The sequence below is a fragment of the Campylobacter concisus genome (assembly GCF_002913865.1).
Lineage (GTDB): Bacteria > Campylobacterota > Campylobacteria > Campylobacterales > Campylobacteraceae > Campylobacter_A > Campylobacter_A concisus_AM.
On record NZ_POYX01000119.1, the window covers coordinates 1 to 6,025 of the forward strand.

Sequence of the window (6,025 nt, forward strand, 5' to 3'; positions counted from 1 at the left end):
ATGAAAATGTTTATTATAATAAAGGAGAAAAAATGAAAGTCAAAATTTTCGCATCAATCGTCGATATGAGTGCGATTTTAGGTACAAGTAGCTTGGCATGCACTACTATTTTAGTAGGAGATAAAGCTTCAAACGACGGCTCTATGCTAGTGGCTAGAAGTGCTGATAGCAAGGCTATAAAGGCTCAAGTCTTTTTGATCCATCCAGCTACGAAAAATCAAACTGGCATGCACAGCTCAAAGGCTCATGACGGCGCAAATGACTTTACATATCCGCTCCCAAAAGATGGCATGAGATACACAACCATCGCAAACTCACACACAAAACTTCACGGAGCGGTCGGCTACAACGAGGCTGGCGTTGGACTAAGCGGCACTGAGACCATCTACGCAAAAGATGAGCTTTTAAAGATCGACCCATATAACGAAGAGACTGGTATCACTGAGGACGACATCCCAGATGTGCTTTTGCCGCGTATGAAGAGTGCAAAAGAGGGTGTTAAGCTTCTTGGCGAGATAGTTGAGACCAAAGGCGCTGGAGAGGGCTTTGGTGTGGTATTTATCGACGCAAACGAGCTTTGGTACTTTGAGACAGGTACAGGCCATAAATGGATCGCTTCAAAGATCCCGCAAGATGAGTATTTCGTCACTGCAAACCAAGGCAGACTGCACGCTTACAAAGAGAATGATCCAAATTTCATGGGTGCAAAAGATGTCATCAAATTTGCGATCGACAACAAGACTTATGACCCTGCAAAAGATGGCGAATTTAACTTTACAAAGGCCTATACAAGGGACGATGAAAGAGATGTGACCTACAACTACCCACGTGTTTGCTGGGTGCAAAGCATGTTTAACCCAAGCTTAAAACAAGACTTCGCTGATGGTCAGAAATTTCCAGTATTTTTAAAACCAGAGAAAAAACTAAGTGTTGATGATCTAAAAGCTGCAATGAGAGCCCACTACGACGGCACTGCATTTGACAACTACGCTAGCAAAGATGAAGATAAGAAAAACATCTACCGCGCTATAAGCGTCTTTAGAACATACGAGTCTCACGTCATGCAGGTGCGCCCGTGGTTACCAAAAGAGATTGGCCGTGTGACCTACGTCGCTCTTGGCATGGCCGATCTTAGCGTTTATTTGCCGTATTACGAGGGACTTGATGGCTTTATAAAAGGCTACTCAGATGGCTCATACGATGCTGATGATACTTCGATATACTGGGTTTATAGAAAGCTTCAAACCCTTGTGATGACTGACTATGAGAAGTATTCGCCAGTGGTTAAAGAGGCCTACGCTAAATTTGAAAAAGAGTTGGCGGTAAAACAGGCTAAATTTGAAGATGAGTACGTAAAACTTTATAAAAAAGATAAGAAAAAAGCTGACAAACTTTTAAATGAATTTAGTAAAAAGACTATGCAAGAAGCTAAAGATCTCACAATGGAGCTTACAAACAAGGTCTTTACTATGCTTACAGCCGACATGGACGCTAAGCTAAAATCCCTAAATAAAGGTAAAAAAGACTAAAAGTTTTGGGCGTGAAATTTAGTAGCGCCCAAATTTAAACAAAAATTTGGCAAAGAGCGTTTATAATGCGGCAAAAATTCACTACAAAGGAAAAACGCTGATGCCTTGTCCCATGCGTAAAGCTCGTTAATCTCGGCAAAAAACATATCAGCGATTTTCAAAAAACACGCAAATTTTTAAACAATTTTACATTTTTTCATATTGATATTAATCCATTTTTGCTAGCAGGTCCGCTGCATTGTAACTGCATTTTTAAAAATAAAACGAAGCAGTGTTTGAAATTTGGCAAGGATCTTTTTAGTAGGATTTTTTATAAATTTTACTTTAGCTTAAGAAGAAGCGGGTGTCATCCACCGTGTTTGGGGTGACCTAGACTTGTGCGCAGCACAACAACATTGAACGTGCTGGGGGTTTGGGTCGTAGGGATAAGGGGGCGGTTTCGTAATTCTAGCCCCCTTGTACCTGCATAAAAATATTCAAGGTTGCTGTGCCTTGCGCAGTTTTAGTATAAATTTAAATTTATAAAGGATAAAAATGATAAAAAGTTATGTTTTAGGTTTTCCAAGAATCGGAGAAAAAAGAGAGTTAAAGCGCGCGTTAGAGGGCTTTTGGGCTGGTAAAGAGGGCTTTAGTGAAGAGAATTTGCAAGAGACTGCAAAGACACTTCGCCAAAGACACTGGAAATATCAACAAGACGCTGGCATTTCAGCCATTAGCGTTAATGATTTTTCATTTTACGACCTAATGCTTGATAACATTATCGCTTTTGGCGCTACGCCTCCAAGATTTGCAAATTTAAGCGGCTTGGAGCAATATTTTGCTTGCTCAAGAGGCAATAAAAATGGCGTTGCGATGGAGATGACAAAGTGGTTTAACACAAACTACCACTACATCGTGCCAGAGCTTAGCAGCGAGAGCAAATTTAGCCTAAAAGCGGACAAAATTTTAAATGAATACAAAGAGGCGAAGGCTAACGGCGTAAAAGGCAAGGTAAATTTGATCGGCCCTATCACATTTTTGTCTCTTTCAAAGACGACTGACGGTAGCTGCCCATTTAAGCACCTTGACGCGCTTGTAGGCGAGTACAAAAAGCTACTTGAGCAAATTTCTAAGCTTGATGATGAAATTTTAGTGCAGTTTGACGAGCCGATCTTTGTAACTGACAAAAACGAAGAGCTACTTTTACCACTTATCACAAAGGTCTATAACGAGCTAACAGGCGTTGCCAGCAACATCAAAATCGTGTTTGCGACATATTTTGAGCATGCGATCAAGGCAGCTAGCGAAGTGGCTAAAACTAAAATTTATGGTATCGCACTTGACTTCATCCACGGCAAGAGAAATTTTGAGGCACTTGAGACTATCAAAAATAGCCATTTGACGCTATTTGCAGGCGTGATCGACGGCAGAAATATCTGGAAAAGCAACATCGATGAAAAAGTAAAACTTGTTCGTGAAATTTCAGAAAAAATAGGCGGCAAAGACTTTTACATCGGCACTTCATGCTCACTTCTTCATGTGCCATACACTCTAAAATATGAAGAAAATTTAAACCCAGAGATCAAAAGCTGGCTAAGCTTTGCGGTTGAGAAGCTTGATGAGATCAAGATCATCACAAAACTAGCAAACGGCGAGAAGCTAAATGAGAGCGAAACAAAAATTTACGAAGAGAACAAAAATGCAGTTAAAACTCGCGCCACTTCAAAGCTCATCCACTCTGAAAGCGTTCAAAACCGCGTTAAAAATTTAAGCAAATTTGAGCGCGATGAGAAATTTGAAGATCGCATCAAAATCCAACGTGAAACGCTAAAATACGGCATCTTGCCAACAACAACGATAGGCAGCTTCCCTCAAACGGTTGATCTTCGCGTACTTCGCCAAAATTTCAAAAAAGGCGAGATCGACGCGGCCGCTTATGAAGCAGGCATCAAAAAATATATCGATCACTGCGTGAAATTCCAAGAAGATATTGGCCTAGATGTGCTAGTACACGGCGAGCCAGAGAGAAACGACATGGTTGAGTACTTTGGCGAGCAGATCAGCGGATACGCATTTAGCCAAAATGGCTGGGTACAAAGCTACGGCAGCCGCTGCGTCAAGCCACCACTTCTCTTTGGTGACGTAAGCCGCCCAGAGCCGATGACTGTTAAGTGGATGAAATACGCTCAAAGCATCACAAAACACGTAATGAAGGGCATGCTAACTGGACCTGTAACGATGCTAAACTGGAGCTTTGTGCGTGACGATCTTCCAAGAAGCGAGGTAGCAAAACAGCTTGCACTTTGTATCTATGACGAGATCGCAGACCTTCAAGATGCGGGCATCAGAGTGATCCAAGTCGATGAGGCAGCGTTTAAAGAGGGCTATCCGCTAAGAGCTGAAAATATCCCAGCTTATGAAAAATTTGCGGTTGATTGCTTCAAGCTTTCAGTAAGCTCAGCTGAGGCAAAAACTCAGATCCACACGCATATGTGCTACTCTGAATTTAATGACATCATCAAGACCATCGAAGCTATGGACGCCGATGTCATCAGTATCGAGACTGCAAGAAGTGGCAACGAGCTACTTAAAATTTTCAAAGCTGTTGGCTATAAACAAGAGGTCGGACCTGGCGTTTATGACATCCACAGCCCACGCGTGCCAAGTGTCGAGGAGATCATCGCTCAGATCAAAGCTCTGCTTGAGGTGTTACCAAAAGAGCAACTCTGGATCAACCCTGACTGCGGCCTAAAAACTAGAAAATGGGAAGAGGTCGAGCCAAGCCTTAAAAACATGGTAGAAGCCGTCAAGATCGTAAGAGGTCTATAAAATTTAATTAAAAAGGATTTGAAAAATGAAAAGGATTTTTCTATTTGTAGTATTAGTTATCTTTGCGTCCGGATGTAGTTCTGGACGCCACTCTATACCACTCAACAAAGGTGCGTACAAGCAAACAAATATCTATAGTATCAGCGAGACTTTAAATTTAGAAGCTGCCAAAAAAGAGCTAACGGGCTTTGAAAATGTGAGGCTTGAGTTTGGCTCAAACGACCAAAATAAAAGCATTATAAAGGCAAATGTAAAGGTTCAAAGATTTATCACTGATAGCGGAGATATAAAGGGCTATTGCCAAGAGGCTTTTGTCGCCGTCATAAAAAGATATATGATAGCTGCTAAAAAGCAAAATGCCGATGTGGCAAATATCGTGAGCTTTTGGCGAGCCGACGCGAAATACCTAAAAGACGAGTTTGTCTGCATGTCGTCAAGAAATTCTGTTGGCGTGGTGATGAGGGCTGATCTAGTTCAAAAGTGAGAAAATGCTAAAAGAAAAAATTTTAAATAAAGAAAAGGGGCTCGTACTCTATGGCCTCACGCCGCCCAAGGCAGAATTTGAAGAGGCAAAGCTACGTGAGATCTCAGAGCGCTGGAGCGAGCGGATAAATGATATCAAGGCCGATGGACTCGTGCTTTACGAAGTACAAGACGAGAGCGAGCGAAATGATAGCGAGAGGACATTTGAGTTTAGTGGGACTCTAAGCCCAGAAATTTACTACAAAAATTACCTAAATGTCGCTACTCCTAGTATATTTTACAGGGTGGCTAGCGGATACGGCGAGGATGAATTTCGCGCAGCACTTAAGGCTCAAAGCTCAAATTTAAACGTGCTAGTGGGGGCAACTTCAAGCACGCAAAAAGTGAGGCTAAATTTAGCTCGCGCCTATGAGATCGCTAGCGAATTTAAAGAGTTAGCAGTGGGCGGCGTTTGTATCGCAGAGCGTCACGGCAAAAAGGGCGATGAGCCACAAAGGATGTGTGAAAAGATCGCAGCTGGGGCTAAATTTTTCATATCGCAAGCGATATTTGACGCACAGCTAGCGCGTAAATTTTTAGAGGATTGCGCGGCTGCAAAGATAAGCGAGCCGATATTTCTTACATTTAGCACAGCAGGCAACCCAAAAACGCTTGAATTTATCAAATGGCTTGGAGTGAGCGTGCCAAACTCGGTCGAAGAGAGGCTAAATTTAAGCTCTGACTACCTAGCTAGTAGCTGCGAGATCATCAAAGAAATTTGGTGCGAGTTAAAGAAATTTGGCGATGAAAATGGGCTAAATTTAAGCATAAATATAGAAAGCGTCATGGCAAAACGCGCCGAGATCGAAGCGAGCCTGGAGCTTACAAAAAGCATAAGAGAGTTGGTGTAAAGCCAGCTCTTGCTATAAAAATTTTTAAACTTCTAGCTATATAATCCATATTTAAAGCATTTTTATTAGATTCTTAGTCTATTTTTGCTTTAATTAAAAAGAATTTTTAAAACTAATTTAAAGTAGAAATAATTTATGACTAATATATTATTATGCGGTGGTTCTGGTACGAGATTATGGCCTATTAGTAGGACTTTGATGCCAAAACAATTTATTAAATTATTTGATGATAGGTCTCTTTTTCAGCTAACGGCACTGCGAAATAGTGAAATTTGTGATAGGACATTTGTTATAACAAATATTGATCATTACTAC

5 protein-coding genes are annotated in these 6,025 nt (G+C 41.3%); all 5 read left to right on the plus strand.

What is annotated here, in order from left to right:
- Nucleotides 1–32 precede the first annotated feature (32 nt).
- Complete coding sequence (locus tag CYP77_RS07535; protein ID WP_103599731.1) at nt 33–1,529, plus strand: C69 family dipeptidase; 1,497 nt, start codon at nt 33–35, stop codon at nt 1,527–1,529.
- 534 nt (nt 1,530–2,063) lie between these two features.
- Complete coding sequence (gene metE / locus CYP77_RS07545) at nt 2,064–4,337, plus strand: 5-methyltetrahydropteroyltriglutamate--homocysteine S-methyltransferase (protein WP_103567027.1); 2,274 nt, start codon at nt 2,064–2,066, stop codon at nt 4,335–4,337.
- Nucleotides 4,338–4,362: 25 nt separating this feature from the next.
- Nucleotides 4,363–4,821: a hypothetical protein gene (locus tag CYP77_RS07550; protein WP_103567026.1), complete on the plus strand. Its 459-nt coding sequence runs from the start codon at nt 4,363–4,365 to the stop codon at nt 4,819–4,821.
- Nucleotides 4,822–4,825: 4 nt separating this feature from the next.
- Complete coding sequence (locus tag CYP77_RS07555; RefSeq protein ID WP_103567025.1) at nt 4,826–5,710, plus strand: methylenetetrahydrofolate reductase; 885 nt, start codon at nt 4,826–4,828, stop codon at nt 5,708–5,710.
- Between the two features lie 135 nt (nt 5,711–5,845).
- Nucleotides 5,846–6,025, plus strand: a 180-nt coding sequence (locus CYP77_RS07560; RefSeq protein WP_258033440.1) for a sugar phosphate nucleotidyltransferase, incomplete at its 3' end; no start/stop codon positions are given.